The 17250-nt window shown below is 72.7% G+C and carries 14 protein-coding genes; 9 read left to right on the forward strand and 5 right to left on the reverse strand.

Going from position 1 to position 17250, the window contains the following annotated elements; all coding sequences use genetic code 11:
• Window positions 1-18: 18 nt before the first annotated feature.
• On the reverse strand, window positions 19-213 hold the full coding sequence (locus AB0M93_RS15480; RefSeq protein ID WP_364273464.1) for a hypothetical protein: 195 nt from the start codon (window positions 211-213) through the stop codon (window positions 19-21).
• A 531-nt stretch (window positions 214-744) separates the two neighbouring features.
• Entirely contained in the window at window positions 745-1425 is a 681-nt protein-coding gene (locus tag AB0M93_RS15485; RefSeq protein ID WP_364273467.1) for an HU family DNA-binding protein, read from the reverse strand.
• A gap of 803 nt (window positions 1426-2228) precedes the next feature.
• On the opposite strand from AB0M93_RS15485, the gene AB0M93_RS15490 reads away from it, so the two are divergent.
• The 6 genes from AB0M93_RS15490 to AB0M93_RS15515 all read left to right on the forward strand — a co-directional run bounded on the left by AB0M93_RS15490 (window position 2229) and on the right by AB0M93_RS15515 (window position 12008).
• Complete coding sequence (locus AB0M93_RS15490) at window positions 2229-3980, forward strand: ATP-binding protein (RefSeq protein ID WP_364273470.1); 1752 nt, start codon at window positions 2229-2231, stop codon at window positions 3978-3980.
• Between the two features lie 36 nt (window positions 3981-4016).
• Window positions 4017-5177 carry an exonuclease SbcCD subunit D gene (locus AB0M93_RS15495; protein WP_364273472.1) on the forward strand — a complete coding sequence of 387 codons (1161 nt, stop codon included), beginning with the start codon at window positions 4017-4019 and terminating at the stop codon, window positions 5175-5177.
• A 1-nt stretch (window position 5178) separates the two neighbouring features.
• Entirely contained in the window at window positions 5179-8580 is a 3402-nt protein-coding gene (locus tag AB0M93_RS15500) for an AAA family ATPase (protein ID WP_364273475.1), read from the forward strand.
• Window positions 8577-9554, forward strand: coding sequence for a hypothetical protein (locus AB0M93_RS15505; protein WP_364273478.1), 978 nt, complete (start codon window positions 8577-8579; stop codon window positions 9552-9554). Before AB0M93_RS15500 ends, AB0M93_RS15505 begins: the two co-directional genes overlap by 4 nt.
• A 185-nt stretch (window positions 9555-9739) precedes the next feature.
• A complete protein-coding gene (locus tag AB0M93_RS15510; RefSeq protein ID WP_364273481.1) occupies window positions 9740-11791 on the forward strand; it encodes a glycoside hydrolase family 3 C-terminal domain-containing protein in 2052 nt (683 codons plus the stop codon).
• Between the two features lie 7 nt (window positions 11792-11798).
• Entirely contained in the window at window positions 11799-12008 is a 210-nt protein-coding gene (locus tag AB0M93_RS15515; protein WP_364273484.1) for a hypothetical protein, read from the forward strand.
• A 4-nt stretch (window positions 12009-12012) separates the two neighbouring features.
• On the opposite strand, the gene AB0M93_RS15520 is transcribed toward AB0M93_RS15515, so the two are convergent.
• From AB0M93_RS15520 to AB0M93_RS15530, 3 genes are all read right to left on the reverse strand, one after another.
• A complete protein-coding gene (locus AB0M93_RS15520) occupies window positions 12013-12591 on the reverse strand; it encodes a hypothetical protein (protein ID WP_364273487.1) in 579 nt (192 codons plus the stop codon).
• Window positions 12592-12626: 35 nt separating this feature from the next.
• Window positions 12627-12881 carry a hypothetical protein gene (locus AB0M93_RS15525; protein WP_364273490.1) on the reverse strand — a complete coding sequence of 85 codons (255 nt, stop codon included), beginning with the start codon at window positions 12879-12881 and terminating at the stop codon, window positions 12627-12629.
• Between the two features lie 280 nt (window positions 12882-13161).
• The gene (locus AB0M93_RS15530; RefSeq protein ID WP_004560682.1) at window positions 13162-13863 is read right to left on the reverse strand and encodes an IclR family transcriptional regulator; all 702 of its coding nucleotides are present in this window, start codon (window positions 13861-13863) and stop codon (window positions 13162-13164) included.
• 141 nt (window positions 13864-14004) lie between these two features.
• Here AB0M93_RS15530 and leuC point away from each other — a divergent pair, with 141 nt between their 5' ends.
• From leuC to AB0M93_RS15545, 3 genes are all read left to right on the forward strand, one after another.
• The gene (gene leuC / locus AB0M93_RS15535) at window positions 14005-15438 is read left to right on the forward strand and encodes a 3-isopropylmalate dehydratase large subunit (protein WP_364273493.1); all 1434 of its coding nucleotides are present in this window, start codon (window positions 14005-14007) and stop codon (window positions 15436-15438) included.
• A 19-nt stretch (window positions 15439-15457) separates the two neighbouring features.
• Window positions 15458-16060 (forward strand): 3-isopropylmalate dehydratase small subunit, encoded by a 603-nt coding sequence (gene leuD, locus AB0M93_RS15540; RefSeq protein ID WP_364273495.1) that lies wholly within the window; start codon window positions 15458-15460, stop codon window positions 16058-16060.
• 232 nt (window positions 16061-16292) lie between these two features.
• Window positions 16293-16961 carry an HU family DNA-binding protein gene (locus tag AB0M93_RS15545; RefSeq protein ID WP_364273498.1) on the forward strand — a complete coding sequence of 223 codons (669 nt, stop codon included), beginning with the start codon at window positions 16293-16295 and terminating at the stop codon, window positions 16959-16961.
• Window positions 16962-17250 lie beyond the last annotated feature (289 nt).

The following is a 17250-nucleotide window of genomic DNA, read 5'->3' on the forward strand; positions in this document are numbered from 1 at the left end:
GAAATGGCGGCCGGGAATCTACTTGCCGGACGGCGTGGAGCCCTGCTCGCCGTGGTGGTAGGGCGGATCGGTGGCCAGCGCCTCGTCGGCGTCCCCTTCGGCCGGATCGGCCAGGTCGGCCTTCTCGGCGGCTTCTTTGGCCTCTTTGATGGACTGCCGGCTCCGGGCGAGGTCGTCTTCGGGGTCGCCGGGCCGGTTTTCGTTCTCCGTCATCGCCACTCCTCGCGGTCGGACAGGTTTCTCCTGGCTACCCCGGCGGCAGCGCGGACAACCACCGCCGCCCGATTCGGCCGTCGTTCACCCCAACGAGTGGCACGGGATTCTTCGGCGGGGTGGCGGCGGATCGGGTGAGGCGGTGACCGGGACCGGTTCCGGAGCGGGGAAACGGCGTTCACCGTGGCGGGGAACGGCCGCGGTGGGAAAGGAGGGGCCGGGCGGGAATGCCGGGGAGTGTGGGGCCGAGCTCGTGTGGGGCGATCCACCTGAGCCCGGTGGTCCGGTGGGCGGTGTTCTTGCGGGAGCTTCCGCCGAGGAGCGCAACGCGAGTCCGATCCTGCCCGGCGGGTTCGCGCTGAGAGGCGCGACAGCCACCCTGGGCCCCGGCGGTCCCCGGGCCGATGTCGTCCCGTCACAAGCGACCTCAGCGCCCGGCCGGGCGACAGCTCACGGCGGAGCCGACCCGTCCCGAAACGCCGGAAGGGCCCCGCACCAGGCAGGTGCGGGGCCCTTCCGAGGTCGCCGGTGTTACTTCTTCTTGGCGGCCGACGTGCGCTTGGCCGGGGCCTTCGCCGCCGTGGTCTTCTTCGCCGCGGCGGTCTTGGTCGCGGCCGCCGGCTTGGCGGCGGCGGTCTTCGCCCGCGTGGTGGTCGCCTTCGCCGTGGTGGCCTTGGCCGCCGTCGTCTTGGTCGCGGCCGCCTTCGGGGCCGCCTTGGTCGCGGTGGCCTTCGCCGCCGGCTTCGCGGCCGCCGTGCGGGTCCGGGTCGTGGTCGAACGCGTGGTGGCCGGCTTGGCCGCCGCCGCGCGGGTGGTGCGGGTCGTCGTCGCCTTGGCCGGGGCCGACGCGGCCGCGGTCTTGGTGGCGGTCGCCCGGGTGCTGGTCGTCGTCGCCGTGGTGGCGCGCTTGACCGGGGTGGCCTTCGGCAGCTTCTTGGTGCCGGAGATGACGTCCTTGAACGTGGTCCCGGCGCGGAACGCGGGCACGTTGGTCTTCTTCACGCGCACGGCCTCGCCGGTGCGCGGGTTCCGGGCGGTGCGAGCGGCGCGAGCGCGCTTCTCGAACACCCCGAAGCCGGTGATGTTGACCTTTTCGCCCTTGTTGACCGTCCGGATGATGATGTCCACCAGACCGTCAACGGCCTGCGAAGCCACCTTCTTGTCGCCCAGACGCTCCGACAGCGCCTCGATCAGCTGGGCCTTGTTCGTCATTCCAGTCCTCCATAGTGGAACTACTAGTCACGGCCCATCTCGGCCGACACTGCACACGGTATTACCAATACCGCACAAAATCCAACCGGGGGTCGAAATATTTCCTTGTACGGGGGCGGGTTCCGCCCCCGTGGAGCCCCCGGCCGGACGGACCCCCGAACGCGGCGCGGACCTCCGCCATGCCCCTGAGCAGGCAAAACCCGGTACACGAGCCGTCCACAGTGGTCGTCCATATAGGACCCGAGGCCCTTCCGGAGAACTTTTCCCGCGACACGCCGGAGAGGGGGCCCCGGCGTGTGCCCGAGGCCACCCGGACCCCGATCCCCCGCAGCGACGGGGGATCGCGGGCCGCCCGGACGGCCCCGGGCGGGGGTCCCGGCGGGCGCCGCCGGGCCCCGGCAGCCGGCGCCGCGGGGCAGTGGCACGCGCGATTGATCGGCGGGGCAGTAACTCCGCGGCCGCCGCGGGCGATCTCCCCGGTGGGCAGGGCCATCCGCGGACGCCGGACCGGCCGCTCCCGGCACGCGGATCCCCGCGCCGGACACGGCTGCCGCCGTGCGGCGAAGCACCGCAACGCCGGCCGGACCACCGTCCGCCGGAAGGCTTCGGGGCGCGTGCCCCGCCGAAGGCCCTGTGGTGCCCGGAAGATCTCCCCCGAAGGGTGAGCTCACTCGTTCGGCGCAGTCGTGGCCTGCGGTGACGTCTCCGGTACCCGCTGCGGCAACGCCGTGTTGGGCGCGGGACTGTCGGCCCCGCGGGCTAGTCTGCCGCGGGAGGAAGCCCCGGGTGCGACAGGGAGAACCGTGGACCAGGAGACGCTCACCACCGTCGTCGGACGGGTGGCAGGCACCGAGGACTCGACGCCGCTGCAGTTCCACGTGGCCATCGATCCCGAGGCCTATCTGCAGCTCGACGACGTCGTCGTGACCCGGCGGGAACTGCCCGGCCTCGGCCGGGTCACCTCCTACGGCGTCGTGACGCAGGTGAGCGCGCGGCACGAGGGTGCCAGCTTCGGCAGCGACGTCTTCCTGATCTCCGACGGGGTCCTGCCCGCGCAGGTGCAGGAGATCGCCGAGATCGCCACCACCCGCGTCGAACCCGAGTGCTACGTCCCGCCGAAGCCGGGGTCGGTCGTCGAGCGCGCCAAGGGGGAGGATCGCGCGCAGGCGCTGTACTTCGACAACATGACCCGCCAGGTGGCGGTGGGGCTGGGCCGCGACGGCGAACCCGTCTACCTCAACATGGACTTCCTCGACGGCACCCGCGGCGCGCACGTCAGCATCTCCGGCGTCTCCGGCGTCGCCACCAAGACGTCGTTCGCGTTGTTCCTGCTGCACTCGATCTTCCGCGGCGGCGCCCTGCCCAACGCCCACAACGCCAAGGCCCTCGTCTTCTCCGTCAAGGGCGAGGACCTGCTGTTCCTCGACACCCCGAACCGCGCGCTCGACGAGAAGCTCAAGGCCGAGTACGCCAAGCTGGGCCTGCCCGCGGAGCCGTTCGCCTCCGTCGGGTTCTACGCGCCGCCGACGCCGTCGGACACCACGGGGAAGCCTTACGTCACCGGGCGGACCTCCGGCGTCGGCGCCTTCTGGTGGACCATCGCGGAGTTCTGCGCCCAGGACCTGCTGCCCTACGTCTTCGCCGACGCCGAGGACGAACGCAACCAGTACACGATGGTCATCCACCAGGTCGCGAACCGGCTGCGGCTCGACAGCACGCCGGCGGGCAAGGACGGCGCCGCGAACGTCGACGGCGTCCTGTGCCGCACCTACGCCGAGCTCATCGACGTCATCTGCGAGCGCGTCACCGACGAGGAAACCCGGGCGAGCTGGGCGGGCGCGGTCACCGGCGCGGGCACGGTCAACGCCTTCATCCGCCGCCTGCGCTCGAGCCAGCGCGCGCTCAACGGCCTCATCCGCGGCGACCTCGCCGACCACCCCGCGCGCAAGCTGTCCACGGAGAACCAGCAGGTGACCGTCGTGGACATCCACAACCTCGTCGAGCGCGCACAGCGGTTCGTCGTCGGTGTGACGCTGGCGGCGGAGACCGCGCGCAAGGAGGCGGCCGGCCCCGGCGGGCTGCTGTTCACCATGCTGGACGAGCTCAACAAGTACGCGCCGCGGGAAGGCAGCAGCCCCATCAAGGAGGTGCTGCTGGACATCGCCGAGCGAGGCCGGTCCCTCGGCGTCATCCTGATCGGCGCGCAGCAGACCGCCAGCGAGGTCGAACGCCGGATCGTCAGCAACAGCTCGGTGCGGATCGTCGGCCGCCTCGACGCCGCCGAGGCATCGCGCCCCGAGTACGGCTTTCTCCCGGCCAGCCAGCGGGTCCGCGCCACGCTCGCCACCCCGGGCACGATGTTCGTGAGCCAGCCGGAGATCCCGGTGCCGATCGCCGTCGGCTTCCCCTTCCCCGCCTGGGCCACCCGGCTTTCCGAGGCCGGGCAGGTGCCGGCGGCCACCGCCGGGCTGTCCACGTCGAAGAAGAGCGACCCCTTCGCCGGTCTCCCTTCGCGCGGGAGCGACCCCTTCGGCGACGACCCGCCGCCGTTCTGAGACTCACCGCCCGTTACCCGAACGGAAGGACTCCGGGTGAAGTTCCTGCACACCTCCGACTGGCACATCGGCAAGACGCTCAAGGGCCGCAACCGGCTCGACGAGCAGCGGGCCGTGCTCGGCGAGATCGTCCGGATCGCGCGGGACGAGCGGTTCGACGCGATCCTCGTCGCCGGCGACCTCTACGAGACGTCGGCGCCCTCGGCGGCCGCGCAGGAACTCGTGGTGCGGGCGCTGATGGCGCTGCGCGAAACCGGTGCCGAGGTGATCGCGATCGCCGGGAACCACGACCACGCCGCGACGTTCGAGGCGTACCGGCCGCTCCTGCGGGCCGCGGGTATCCAGCTCACCGGCGATCCGCGCCCGGTCCACGACGGCGGCGTCCACTCGTTCGACGCGCGTTCGACCGGCGAGCGCGTCAACGTCGCCGTGCTGCCGTTCCTTTCCCAGCGCTACGCGGTCCGCGCGGCCGAGCTGCTCGCCGGCACCCCGGCGGACAACGTCGGCCAGTACGACCAGCGCGTGCGCGACATCCTGGACCACCTCAAGTCCGGGTTCACCGACGGCGCGGTGAACCTCGTCATGGCGCACCTGACGGTGACCGGCGGCGCGATGGGCGGCGGGGAACGCGCGGCGCAGTCCATCTTCGAGTACCACGTGCCCGCGACGGCGTTCGGCGCCGAGCCGCACTACGTCGCGCTCGGCCACCTGCACCGGCGCCAGTCGCTGCCCGCCGCGTGCCCGGTGCACTACAGCGGTTCGCCGTTCGCCGTCGACTTCGGCGAGCAGGACAACACCAGCGTCGTGCTGTCGGTGGAGGTCAGTCCGACCACGCCGGCGAAGATCACCGACATCCCGCTGACCGCGGGGCGGAAGCTGCGGACGGTCCACGGCACGGTGGCGGAACTGACCGGCCGCGTCGAAGAGTTCGGCGAGGACTACCTCCGCGTCTACGTCCGCGAAGCGACCCGGGCCGGGCTGCGGGAGGAGATCCAGGAAGCCCTGCCGAACGCCCTGGAGATCCGCATCGACCCGGAGTTCGCCGCGCCGGTGACGACCTCGGGCGGCGACCGCGCGGTCGCGGACCGCTCGCCGGGGGAGCTGTTCGCGAGCTACTGCGCGGAGCGGACCGTCGAGGACAAGCGCGTGCAGGCGCTCTTCGCGCGGCTGCACGACGAAGAGACGAGCGGGGTGTGACATGCGGCCTGTGCTGCTGGAGATGACCGGCTTCGCGTCGTTCCGCGAGAAGACCGAAGTCAGCTTCGAGGACACGGACTACTTCGCGCTCGTCGGGCCGACCGGAGCGGGTAAGAGCACTGTCATCGACGCGCTCACCTTCGCGCTGTACGGGTCCGTCGCCCGCTGGGACCACGAGGGCCTCGTCGCGCCCGCGCTGGCGCCGACGGTGAACCGCGCCACCGTGCGCCTGGTCTTCGACGCCGGCGGCGCGCGCTACCACGTCGTGCGGGAAGTCCGGCGCAGCGGCGGGAAGAAACCCACGGTCAGCGTCAAGAACGTCCGCCTGGAACGGCTCGCCGACCCCACCGCGCTGGGCGGGCCGGAGGACGACGCCGAAGCCATCGCCGCGGACTCCGAGGTGACGCCGGCCGTCGAGCGGCTGCTCGGGTTGACGTTCAAGCACTTCTGCACCTGCGTGGCGCTGCCCCAGGGCGACTTCGCGGAGTTCCTGCACGCGAAGGCCGCCGACCGGCAGAAGATCCTCATCAAGCTGCTGGGCCTGGAGGTCTACGAGCGGATCGGGCGCCGCGCCGGCGTGACCGCGGAGCAGCAGAAGCAGCGGGCCGCCGTGCTCACCGAGCAGCTCGGCAGCTACGCCGACGCCACCGAGGAAGCCGTCGGGGACCTGGCCGCGCGGATGACCGCGCTCGCGGAGCTGGACGCCCGGGTGAACGCGGCGCTGCCGGGGCTGCACGACGCGGCCCGCGCGCACGACGATGCCCGCCAGCGCGTCGCCACGCTGACGCAGGAGCTGAGCGTCCTCGCCGCGGTGGAACGCCCGGACGGCGTCGAAGACCTCGAATCCCGGCGCCGGGCGGCGGCGGACGCGGTCACGGCGGCCCGGACCGGGCTGGAGGCGGCGGAAACGGCGGACGAAGGGGCGCGGGCCGCGCTCGCCGCGGCTCCCGCGCGAAGCGAGCTGGAACGGATCCGCGCCGACCGTGCGGAACTCGCCGCGGCCGAGAAGTCGCTCCCGGACCTCGAAGAAGCCGCGACGGCGGCAGCGCAGGCCAAAGACGCCGCCGCCGTCGCGGTGGCCGAAGCGGTGTCGATCGTCGAAGCGGCCCGGACGAACCGGGACACCACGGCCCGGACGGCCGAAAACGCCGCCGCCGAAGCCGCGAAGGCCCGGCAGGACCGCGATCGCCTGGCCGGCCTGCGTCCGCCCGTGGAGCTCGGGGACCTGACGGCGGAAGCGGCGCGGGTGGCGAAGCGCACGGCGGACGCGACCTCCCGGCTGAACGCGGCCGAGGCCGCCGACGCCGAAGCGCGCGCGGCGCTGGCCGCGCAGCCGGACGTCGCGCCGCTCGCCGCGGCCCGCTCCGACGCGCGCACGCTCTATACGGTGTGCGACGCGCAACGGAAGGCCGCGCCGGAGCAGGCCGCGCGCCGGAAGGAGCTCGAAGCCGCGCGGACCGCCTTCGCACGCGCCGACACCGAAGTCACCGAAGCAAAGGCCGCGCTGGCCGAAGCCGAACGCATCGGGCAGGCCCTGGTGCTGCGGGCCGGGCTCGCCGTCGGGCACGCGTGCCCGGTGTGCGAGCAGCAGGTCTCGACGCTGCCGGACGCGGGCGGGCACGCCCACTTGGCCGAGGCCAAGGATCGCCTCGAGCGCGCGGAACGCGGCCGGGCCGCGGCCGAGTCCGCGCTGCGCAAGCTGGAGCGGGCGGTGGACCGCGACGCCGACGCGAGCGCGTCCGCGGCCGCGCAGGCGGAAGAACTGCGTGCCGCGCTCGTGGCCGTCGACGGCCCGCCCGAGTCGGCGGTGCTGCGCCGCCCGGTCGAGGCCGCTTTCTCGGAGCAGGACTACGCGGATCTCGTCACGGCCGTGCGGGAACGAGGGGAGTGGCTGTCCGCGACGATCGACGGCCGCGCCCGCGTCGCCGAGGCGGCCCGGGCGGCGGACGCGGAACTCGCCGCGGCCCGCGCCGAACGCGCGGCGGCCCAGCACGACGCCGACGTCCTCGGGAAGTCCGTCGCGGCGGCCCGGGAAGCGCTGCGGGCGGCCCGTGATCCCCTGGTCGAGCTGGGCGCGCCGGCCGTCGACGCCGACGACGTCCCGGCGGCCTGGCAGCGCCTGACCACGTGGGCGGCTTCCGCATTGGCCGAACGCCGCACGGTCCTCGCTTCCCTCGAAGCGGCTGCCGAAGCCGCGGGCAAGGAAGCCGCCGTCGCGGCCGACGACCTCACGGCCGCGGAGCGGAGCGCCGAACAACGGCGGAAGCGGGCGGAAGAGGCGGCGCTGGCCGAGCAGTCGGCGAGCACCGGGTGGGCGAACACCCGGCGCCGCCACGGCGAACTGGCCGAGATCCTGGCCGGTGCGCCGTCGGCCGAGGTCGTCACCGAGCAACTGGCGAAGGTCGCTTCGCTTGAAGAAGCCGCGAAGGCGGCGGACGCGGATCTGCGGGCCGCGCGGGCGGCGGCGAAACGCGCGGTGGAAGCGCAGGAGGGCATCGGCGCGCAGGTCGAGGCCGAACGGCAGCGGCTGTCCCGGGCCCGCGACCCGCTGGTGCGCCTCGGCGCGCCGCCGATCGACGGCGAAAGCCTGCTCGACGCCTGGACCGCGCTCACGGAGTGGGCCGCGCGCCAGGCCGGCGTCCACCGCGAACGCCTGGCCGCGGCGGCGACCGCCGAAGGCGAAGCCGCCATAGCGTTGCGCGTGGCCGAACGTGCGGTCGCCGACGACGTCACCGCGCTCGGGGTCGCCGTGCCGGAAGGGCCGGTGCGGGACCGCGTCCCGGTCGCCGTCGCGGCCGCCCGGGCCCGCGCGGAAGCCGACCACACGGAGATGCAGCGGCGGGTCGCGCGGGTGGCCGGGCTGCAGGGCGACATCGCGGCGGCGGAGTCCGACGCCCAGGTCGCGCGGCTGCTCGCGGATCTCCTGCGCTCGGACAAGTTCCCGCGCTGGCTGATCGCGGGAGCACTCGACACGCTGGTCGCCGAGGCGTCGGCATCGCTGCTGGAGCTGTCCGGCGGCCAGTTCGAGCTGACCCACGACAAGGGCGACTTCCTGGTGGTGGACCACAACGAAGCCGACGCCCGGCGCCCGGTGAAGACGCTGTCCGGCGGCGAGACGTTCCAGGCGTCCCTTTCGCTGGCCCTCGCGCTGTCTTCGCAGCTGGGCGCGATGGCCGCGGAGGGCGCGACCCGGCTGGAGTCGATCTTCCTCGACGAGGGCTTCGGGACGCTGGACGAGGCCACCCTCGACGTCGTGGCGTCCACATTGGAGAACCTCGCCGCGACCGGCAGCCGGATGGTCGGGGTGATCACGCACGTGCCGGCGCTCGCCGAGCGCGTCCCGGTGCGGTTCCAGGTGACCCGGGACGGCGCCGGCTCGCACATCGCCAGGGAGGGCGCATGACCGCGATGGCCGGGATGAACTTCAGCATCGACGCCTGGGACCCGGGCTACGGCAGCTCGATGGAGGCCGAGGACCTCGGCCGCTCGCAGGCCGAGGTCGAGCTCGACGTCGAGGTGCCGTCGGCCGAGTGGGCCCCGATCGACCCGTCGCCGGTGCCGCAGCCGGAAGCGGTGTGCTTCGTCGACGGCGTCCGGCGGATCGACGCCCGCGTCTGGATCGACGACCCGGCCGGGACGAACTCGGCGTCCATCGGGATCTGCGCGTCCTACGCGGCCGGGGTCGTGTGCTGCTGCGACGGGCGGGCGCACGTCGTCGGCACCGACGTCCGGCGCGGGCTGTTCACCGTCGCCCCGCAGGCGGACGACATCGTGACCCCGGCCGGGGTCTACACGGCGCACCGGGCGGCGGCCAAGGAGGACAAGCCGCTGCCGGTGGTGCTGTCGTCGGCGTTGCAGGAGCAGCTGGCCGAAACCGAGCTGGAGACGGCGATCCGGGCGCGTACGGCGATCGCCGGCCATGTGCGCGGCGACCTGCTGGTCGTCGACGGCCCGCTGCGCGGCCGGGCGCACCTGGAGCGGACCGTCGGGTTCATCAAGAGCCACCAGACGACGTACCTGCCCGGCGAGCTCAACTCCCTCGTCGGCCGGCTCGGCGCGCACCAGCGCACGCCGGTGTTCCTGATGGGCACGACCTGGGTGCGCCACTCGTGGTACCTGCGCCTGCCGTCGGCGGGTGGGCCGCCGTGGTCGGGGGTCGTGCGCGTGGAGGCGGCGCCGCACCTCGGGCGCGCGGAGGTGGCCGAGCTGGCCAACCTGACGCAGTCGGTGCTGGGGCGGTTCGCGTCCGTCCCCTACAAGGACTCTCGGGCGCCGCAGAACCTCTACCCGATCGCCGGGCTGGAGCGCGACCTGCGCCACCGGCTCGGCGACCAGCAGTTCGTCTACCGGGCGCTGCGGCTGGCCGCCGCCCGTTAGGCCGATCAGGGTTTTCTCGACCGCGGTCGAGGTCCTTCGCCGGTCTTCTTTCCCGCGTTGAGCCGGGGAAATGGTCGAGACCTCGGTGTATTCGAGTACGTGAACGCAGATCGAGTCTATGTTTCCTTGTCACGTATGGGTTAGCTTGGCCGCCGTTGGTTCCGTCCGGTGCCGAGGGAGACTCGATGCGCAACGGCCCGCTCGCTCTCGTCGTGGTCCTGGGGTTGTCGCTGGCGACGCCGGCGGCCGCGGCCGCGCAACCCTGGCGTGACGCGCGTCAGTCGCCCGACCGGCGGGCCGCGGAGCTCGTCGCCGCGATGACGCTCGACGAGAAGATCTCCCAGCTGCACCTGCAGCCCGACGCCGAGCACCAGCGGTTCGTGCCGCCGATCCCGCGGCTGGGCGTGCCCGGGTTCCGCATCGCCAACGGCCCGGCGGGCATGGGCCCGGCCGATGACAAGCCGCAGAAACCGGCGACGGCGCTGCCGGCCACGATGGCACTGGCGTCGACGTTCGACACCGACGTCGCGCGCAGGTACGGCCGGCTGATCGGCAGCGAGACGCGCGCGCTCGCGCACAACGTGTCCGAGGGGCCGGACATCAACATGGCCCGCGTCCCGCGCAACGGCCGGACGTTCGAGGGCATGGGGGAGGACCCGGTGCTCGCCGGCACGCTGGCCGCCGCCGACATCCGCGGCATCCAGGAGAACGGCACCATCGCCGAGGTCAAGCACTACGCGGCGAACAACCAGGAGACCGACCGCCACGGCGTCGACGAACGCATCGACGAGCGCACGCTCAACGAGATCTACCTGCCGCACTTCGAGCAGGCGGTGACCGAAGGGCACGCGGGCTCGGTGATGTGCGCCTACCCGAAGATCAACGGCGTGTTCACGTGCGAGAACCCGGCCCTGCTGCAGGGCAAGCTGCGCGACGACTGGGGGTTCAAGGGGTTCGTCCAGTCCGACTGGGGTGCCGCGCACAGCACCGTCGGCTCGGCGAACGCGGGCATGAACCTCGAAATGATCGACGGTACCTGGTACGGCGACAAGCTGAAGCAGGCCGTGCTGGCCGGGCAGGTGACCGAACAGCGGGTCGACGAGCTGCTGCTGCCGCGGTTCCGCACGATGTTCGCCTTCGGCCAGTTCGACCACCCGCCGGTGCTCACCCCGCTGCCCACCGCCCGCCACGACGCCGCCGCGAAGGAGTTCGCCGAACGCGGCATGGTGCTGCTGCGCAACGAACACGCCCAGCTCCCGCTGGACCCCGCGGTGCGCTCGATCGCGCTCATCGGCCCGTTCGCCACCAAGGCCAAGACCGGCGGCGGAGGCAGCTCGGCCGTCATCCCGACGTCCACAGTGGACCCGCTGCCGGGCCTGCAGCAGCGCGTGCCGGGCGCCGCGGTGACCCTGGACGACGGCAGCGACCCCGCCCGGGCGGCCGCGCTGGCCCGGACCGCCGACGTCAGCGTCGCGATGGTCGGGGACAACGAGGCCGAGGGCAAGGACCGCGCGAGCCTGGCCCTGGACGGCAACCAGGACGCCCTGGTGGCGGCCGTCGCCGAGGCGAATCCGCACACGGTGGTCGTGGTGAAGAGCGGCGGCCCGGTGCTGATGCCGTGGGCCTCGCGCGTGCCGTCGATCCTCCAGGCGTGGTACCCCGGCCAGCAGGACGGCGCGGCGGTGGCGAGCGTCCTCTTCGGCGACGTCAACCCGTCGGCGAAGCTGCCGATCACGTTCCCGGCGGCGGACGCCGACACCCCGGCGAACACGCCGGCGCAGTTCCCGGGCGTCAACGGGGTCGCGACCTACTCGGAGGGCCTGCAGATCGGCTACCGCTGGTTCGACGCGCAGGAACGCACGCCGCTGTTCCCGTTCGGCCACGGCCTGTCGTACACGACGTTCGCCTTCTCGGACCTGAAGGTGCGCAACACGGGTGACGGCGCCACGGCGACGTTCACGGTCCGAAACACAGGTCGCCGCGCGGGCGCCGAGGTGGCCCAGCTCTACCTGGGCTTCCCGGCGGCCGCGGGCGAGCCACCGCGGCAGCTGAAGGGCTTCTCGCGGGTTTCGCTCGCGCCGGGACGGTCCCAGCGGGTGACGATCCACCTGGACACGCGCGACTTCTCGGTCTGGGACACGGGCCACCACGCGTGGCAGCCGGTGCGCGGCGCGTTCACGGTGTCGGTCGGCGACTCGTCGCGTTCGCTGCCGCTGCAGGCGCCGCTCGGGCGATGATGGCGGGGTGACGTTCTTCGACATCGAGGGGTACGAGCCGCACTGGCTCGCCGGCCGGCAAGCGATCACCGCGGCCCACGCCGCGCGGCTCGCGGCGCTGGTGGGCCGCTGGCTCAGCAGCGCGTGGCTGGCGTGGGACGGCCTGGAGCTCGGCGAACCGGATCCCGCCTACCGCCGTCATCCGCTCTGGGGCCGGCGGTTCGCCGCGCTCGTCTGAGGTCTCAGGCTTTGCAGCTCGGCGCGTTCTCGGCGGCGAGCATCAGCTCCGGTGACGCCGTCACCGCGCCGACCGGGTCGTAGGTGCCCTCGATGTCCTGCTGCGCCTGCTCGAGCGCTTCGGCCGCCGGGCCCTGGGACGCCTGGTCGCCTGGCTTCGCCCGGTCGAGCCGGGCCTTCGCCGCCGCCGCGCGATCGCGGGCTTTCGAGAACTTCGCGACGTACGCCTGGCGCGCGGTCTCGGCGGCCGGCACCGGTGCGGCGGGCAGCGCGGCCAGCTTGCCGACGACCTCGCCGGTGCGGGCGGCCATCCCGCCCAGGTCCGCGCTGAGCGCCTGCTGCGCCTCGGCGACGGTGCCGGGCACCGGCCGCGTGGGGTCGGCCTCCCGGCGGGCGCGGTCCCGGTAGCCGTGGACCGCGGTGCAGAAGCCGTCCATCCAGCGCACCGCCACCGGATCGGCGATCGGCGACGGCGGGATGGTGTCGACCGGGCTCAGGTAGTGGGACGGCGGAGCTTCGGCCGGCGTGCGCTCGCAGGCGGTCACCAGCAGGCCGGCGCCGAGCAGCGCCGCAGCGATCTTCACGGGTGGTACACGCGCGAGAGGCCCGGAAGGTTGCGTCAGGCGGCGGCGAGCGTCCCGCCCAGCGCGACCTTGCCGTCTTCGGTCAGCTCCGCCTGCGTCCACTGCCCGACGGCGACGACCCGCGCCGGCCGGATCAGCCCGGCCCGGGCCAGCTGGTGGGCGGTGGCCTGGTCGCAGCACGGCAGGCCGTCGACACGCAGATCGGGTTCACAGCTGCAGGTGAGCTCGGCGCGCCCGGCCCCGACGGCCCGCAGCATCGCCAGCGCCCGGCGATTCAGTTCGGTGATCATGGTCTCCCCCTTTGTGGTGCTGACAAGGAAGAGACGTGACGGCCGTCACCGAATACGCGGTTTCGGCCAGGGTCACCCGAACAGGTGCACGATCCTGCGGCGACGGTGACCTGACCGAGACCGGGTGCGTTCGTCGATGCGTTGAACGCCGGATGTCGAGCCGTTGGGTCCGCCACCCCGAAGCCGGATTGTGACTACGGCTTCGGATCGGGGTTGCGGAGGGTGTGGGTGTCCGTCGTGGTCCGGTTTCGCCGGTCCGTCGCTGTCCGCTCGGGGTTTCTCAGAGCCGTTCCTGCAGGGCGTCCGCCGCCGCCAGAAGGTCCGCTGCCCAGCGTGCTCCCGGTTTGCGGCCTATTCGCTCGATGGGGCCTGACACCGATACCGCCGCCACCACCGTGCCCGCCGAGTCGCGGACCGGGGCCGAGATGCTCGCCACTCCCGGCTCTCGCTCCGCCACGCTCTGGGCCCAGCCTCGGCGCCTGACCTCCAGGAGGGTTCGCTCGCCGAAGACCGCGTCCGCCAGGATCGTGCGCTGGGTGTGCGGGTCCGCCCAGGCCGCGAGCACCTTCGCGCCCGAGCCGGCCGTCATCGGCAGGCGGGAACCCACCGGGACCGTGTCGCGCAGCCCGCTCGGGGGCTCCGCCGTCGAGACGCACACGCGCTGGACGCCGTCGCGCCGGTACAGCTGGACGCTTTCGCCCGTCACGTCGCGCAGTTTCGGCAGCACCACGCCCGCCGCGTCGAGGAGGGGGTCCGTCGAACCGCCCGCCAGCTCGGCCAGTGCCGTACCGGGGCGCCAGCGGCCGTCCGGACCGCGGCGCAGCAGGCGGTGCACCTCCAGGCCCACCGCGAGCCGGTGCGCGGTGGCCCGGGGCAGGCCCGTCCGCGTGCACAGTTCCGCCAGGCCGCAGGGGTCGTCCGCGACCGCCTGCAGGACGGCCACTGCTTTGTCCAGTACTCCGATACCGCTATGCTGTCCCACGACCCGATACTAGCGTCCCGCACTTTGGGAAGTCCAGCATCTGGGAAAACCCTGAACTCGAGCTGCGCCCTCCTTTCGCGGCTCGCATCCGTTCGCAGGTGCGCGCCCGAGTTCGTCGACGAACCGTGGAAGGAGCCGGAGATGACCAGCCCGACCGGCAAGGCCCGCACGCTGGCGGAGAAGGTGTGGGAAAGCCACCTCGTGCGCCGAGGCGAAGGCGCCGAACCGGACCTGCTCTACATCGACCTCCACCTGCTGCACGAAGTCACCAGCCCGCAGGCCTTCGACGGCCTCCGCCTGGCCGGGCGGCCGGTGCGCCGCCCCGACCTGACCATCGCGACCGAGGACCACAACGTCCCGACCGTCGACATCGAGCTCCCCATCGCCGATCCGGTCTCGCGCACGCAGGTCGACACCCTTCGCCGCAACTGCAAGGAGTTCGGTGTCCGGCTGCACCCGATGGGTGACGCCGAGCAGGGCATCGTGCACGTCATCGGCCCGCAGCTCGGCCTGACCCAGCCCGGCATGACCGTGGTCTGCGGCGACAGCCACACCTCGACGCACGGCGCGTTCGGCGCCATCGCCTTCGGCATCGGCACGTCCGAGGTCGAGCACGTGCTGGCCACCCAGACGCTGCCGCTGCGGCCGTTCAAGACGATGGCGATCACCGTCGACGGCGAGCTGCGGCCCGGCGTCACGGCGAAGGACATCATCCTCGCGGTGATCGCGAAGATCGGCACCGGCGGCGGCCAGGGCTACATCCTGGAGTACCGCGGCCAGGCCATCGAGGCGCTCTCGATGGAGGCCCGGATGACCGTGTGCAACATGTCGATCGAGGCGGGCGCCCGCGCCGGGATGATCGCGCCGGACGAGACGACGTTCGCCTACCTGAAGGGGCGTCCGCACGCCCCGCAGGGCGCGGACTGGGACGCGGCGGTCGAGAACTGGCGGGAGCTGCGCACCGACGACGGCGCCGAGTTCGACGCCGAGGTGCACCTGAACGCGAGCGAGCTGACGCCGTTCGTGACCTGGGGCACCAACCCCGGCCAGGGGCTGCCGCTGGGCGCCGAGGTGCCCGACCCGGAGCAGATCCCGGACGAGAACGACCGCATCGCCGCTGAAAAAGCCCTGTCCTATATGGACCTGAAGCCGGGCACGCCGCTGCGCGAGATCGCCGTCGACACCGTCTTCCTCGGCTCCTGCACCAACGGCCGGATCGAGGACCTGCGGGCCGCGGCCGAGGTGCTGCGCGGTCGGAAAGTGGCGGACTCGGTCCGGATGCTGGTGGTTCCCGGCTCGATGCGCGTCCGCAAGGCGGCCGAAGAGGAGGGCCTCGACCAGGTCTTCACCGACGCGGGCGCCGAGTGGCGCCAGGCCGGCTGCTCGATGTGCCTTGGCATGAACCCGGACCAGCTGAAGCCGGGGGAGCGCAGCGCGTCGACGTCGAACCGCAACTTCGAGGGCCGGCAGGGCAAGGGCGGCCGGACGCACCTGGTGTCGCCGCTGGTGGCCGCCGCCACGGCCGTCCGGGGCACGCTGTCGTCGCCGGAAGACCTGCTGACCGCCGCCCGCTGACCACCGAGGAGCTACTGCCATGGAACCGTTCACCCAGCACACCGGCGTCGGCGTCCCGCTGCGCCGGTCCAACGTGGACACCGACCAGATCATCCCCGCGGTCTACCTCAAGCGGGTGACCCGGACCGGCTTCGAAGACGGCCTGTTCGCCGCCTGGCGCGGCGACGAGAACTTCATCCTCAACCAGGAGCCGTTCCGGAACGGGAGCGTGCTGGTCGCGGGGCCGGACTTCGGAACCGGTTCCTCCCGCGAGCACGCCGTCTGGGCCCTGATGGACTACGGCTTCAAGGTCGTCATCTCCGCCCGGTTCGCCGACATCTTCCGCGGCAACTCCGGCAAGGGCGGCCTGGTGGCCGCGCAGTGCGAGCAGCACGACGTCGAGCTGCTCTGGAAGCTGCTCGAGAACGAGCCCGGCACCGAGGTCACGGTCGACCTCGAGACCAAGACCGTGCGCGCCAAGGACTTCACCGCGCCCTTCCAGATCGACGACTACGTCCGCTGGCGGCTGCTGGAAGGCCTCGACGACATCGCTCTCACGTTGCGCCATGCCGGTGAGATCGACAGCTTCGAGGCGAGCCGCCCGTCGTGGAAGCCGACGACGACACCGGTGGCCGCCGGCTAGCCCGGTTTGGGGGCGGGATCGCTTGTGTGACAGGGGATTCCCGCCCCCGACCGGTCGCTTCGACAGACGCCGAACGGCCCTCCGCGAGCCCTTTTACCGGGGCTCCGCGCGAGGCGGAACCCGTCCCGGGGCAAGGGAAAGTTCCGCGTGCCGTTTGGAATTTGTGCTGCCTTGGTAATACCGTGTCGCTAGTCGGCCGACGCGGCCGTGGATCCTTCCTGGAGGACTGGACATGGCCAACAAGGCCCAGCTGATCGAGGCGCTGACGGAGCGCCTGGGCGACAAGAAGGCCGCTTCCGAGGCGGTCGACGGTCTGGTCGACATCATCATCCGGACGGTCAACAAGGGCGAAAAGGTCAACATCACCGGCTTCGGCGTCTTCGAAAAGCGCGCCCGCGCCGCCCGGACGGCCCGCAACCCGCGCACGGGCGAAGCGGTGCGGGTCAAGAAGACGAACGTGCCGGCGTTCCGCGCCGGAACCACGTTCAAGGACGTCATTTCCGGCGCGAAGAAGCTGCCGAAGGCCACCCCGGCCAAGCGCACGACAACGGCAACGCGAGCCGCGGCCCCGACGACAACGCGCGCAACAACCTCCCGCACGGCGGCGGCCAAGCCGGCCACAACCCGCGCGACGACGACGCGAACCCGCACAACGGCAGCCAAGCCGGCGGCGACGGCGGCGAAGACGGCCCCGAAGACGACGACCCGAGCGAAGGCGGCGGCCCCCAAGGCAACGGCGGCGAAGCCGACGACCGCAAGGACGACGGCGGCGAAGACAACGGCGGCGAAGACAACGACGGCGGCAAAGCCGACGACGGCGGCGAAGACCACCACGGCTCGCAAGACGACCGCGGCGAAGGCACCGGCCAAGCGAGCGTCGACCGCGGCGAAGAAGGCCTGACCACCCGAAACTGTCGGACCCCTGCGGTAACGTGAAATCAGGGGGTCCCCTGGGGGCGACCCCCTGTTGGGCGAGCAGCTTTCCGGCAGGGCCCCGCGCGACGTGCGCGGGGCCCTGCCGTATGTCCGGCGCCGGCGCCGGCGCGCCAGAAGCGGTTCGCACCTTCGGAGGCCAGCGGGTCGGCCGGAAGCGTCGGCTCGCGTACCCCGACGGTCGGCTCGCGTACCCCAAGGGCAGGCTCGGAAACGAGGACGGTCGGCTCGCGTGCCCCGACGGTCGGCTCGCGTAC

Source organism: Amycolatopsis sp. NPDC051102, assembly GCF_040682815.1.
Taxonomy (GTDB): Bacteria; Actinomycetota; Actinomycetes; order Mycobacteriales; family Pseudonocardiaceae; genus Amycolatopsis.